Origin of the sequence: Amycolatopsis acididurans (assembly GCF_012328925.1) — a bacterium.
GTDB classification, from domain to species: domain Bacteria; phylum Actinomycetota; class Actinomycetes; order Mycobacteriales; family Pseudonocardiaceae; genus Amycolatopsis_E; species Amycolatopsis_E acididurans.
Genome location: NZ_JAAXLS010000107.1, coordinates 1 through 1,694, shown reverse-complemented (window position 1 = coordinate 1,694; position 1,694 = coordinate 1). Strand labels below are relative to the sequence as shown.

2 protein-coding genes are annotated in these 1,694 nt (G+C 73.3%); both read right to left on the bottom strand.

The genetic code is table 11. The features are described 5' to 3' along the window. Positions 1-543, bottom strand: a 543-nt coding sequence (locus HFP15_RS42030; RefSeq protein ID WP_168524192.1) for a BtrH N-terminal domain-containing protein, incomplete at its 3' end; no start/stop codon positions are given. After that, positions 540-1,694 (bottom strand): MFS transporter (locus HFP15_RS42025; RefSeq protein ID WP_168524190.1); only part of this gene is annotated, 1,155 nt, incomplete at its 5' end. The genes HFP15_RS42025 and HFP15_RS42030, both read right to left, overlap by 4 nt.

The window sequence follows — 1,694 nt, the reverse complement described above, 5'->3', positions numbered from 1 at the left end:
GGTGGTGTGCCGGGTGGGTGCGGGGAACCCGGTGGAGTGACGGGCGCGCGCGAGCGCGTCGTAGGGGACGGGTTGGGGGTCGGCGCGGTCGTTGTCGACGACGGTGGCGGTGGCGGTGTGGTCGTCGTAGCCGGTGATCACGATGTCGTGGCGGCTCATGCTCAGCCGCACCCGCAGGTAGGGAAGGTGGGCGATGTCGGCCCAGCACAGCACCGGATACCCGTGGTCGAGTTCGTCGCGGACCCACGCCCAGCCCTCGTCGGGGTCGTCGGTGGCGTGCTGAGTGGCGGTGATCCCGAGACGGCGGGTGAACGCGCCGGTGAGGTCGGGGCCGCGGCCCACAAGGTAGATCGGCGGGCTCATGGCCGGGTGACGCAGGTAGGTGAACCCGAGCTCGCCGGCGAGGCCGAACACGGTGCCCTCGTCCAGGGGCGTGTCGTCATAGGACAGCCGGGCCCACTGCATCAGGTCCCGCAGCGCCCCCGAGCCGCAGTGCCCGGCCACCTGGTGCGGGTAGTCGCTGATGAGGCGTTGTGCGGTCACGACGTGCTCCTGTCCGGTTCGACGGTCACCGACAGGCGGGCAGCGTCGCGGCCGCGGGTGTCCGCTGGCCGTGACGGTCCGTGCCGGGGGTGGCGTCCGGGCGCCCACACCGTGAGCGCGACGGCCGTGACCGCGGTGATCACGGCCAGGATGCTCAGGGTGTCGTGGAACCCGTCGACGAAGGCGTGGCGTGCCGCGTCGGCAAGACCAGGCCCAGCGGACGAGTCGCCGACCAGCCGCAGGGCGGCGGCCAGCGAGTCGCTGGCGTGGGCGCGTGCTGGTGGGGGAAGGTCGGTGATCGCCGGGGAGAGGTGGGTGCGGTAGCTGCCGGCGAGCAAGCTGCCGGCCAGCGCGATCCCCACCGCGGCACCGAGCTCCCGGGTGACGTCGTTGACCGCGGAGGCCACCCCCTGCTTGGCGCGGGGAACCCCGCGCACGATAGCCGCGGTGGCCGGTGTCGCGCAGACGCCCAGGCCGAGCCCGAACACGCCGAGGAACACCGCCAGCCGCGGATAGTTCTCGCCCACCCCCAGCCCGCCGATCCCGACCAGCGCGACAGCCACCAGCGCCAAGCCGGTACCGGTCATCACCCGCAGGCCCACCCGCTCGCTCACCCACGGCGCGAGCACCGCGGCCACGACCAGCGGGACAGCCACCGGCGCCAACGCCAGCCCGGCCCGCAGCGGCGAGTAGCCCCACACCAGCTGCAGATGCTGCATCAGCAGGAAAAACACCCCGAACGCGGCCAGGAACTGCACCACCAGCGAGACCGCGCCCGCGCCGAACCCGCGCTCACCGAACAACCCGACCTGCAGCAACGGTGCCATACGACGCCGTTCGACCAGCACGAACCCGGCCCCCGCCAGCACGCCACCACCGAGCGAGGCGACCACCAGCGCACTGTCCCAGCCGTGATCGGGAGCCCCGATCACCCCGAACACAATTAGTCCCACCGCCGCCGCCGACAGCACCGCCCCCGGCACATCCAGCCGGGGCGCCGCCGGCTCACGCGAGGCCGGCACGAACCAGCCACCCACCGCCAACACCAGCGCCAGCACCGCGGTGGCCACGAACACCGCCCGCCACGACCAGGCCGCCAACACCACCCCCGCCCCGAGAATCCCCAGCACCGCCCCCGCTCCGGCAAACCC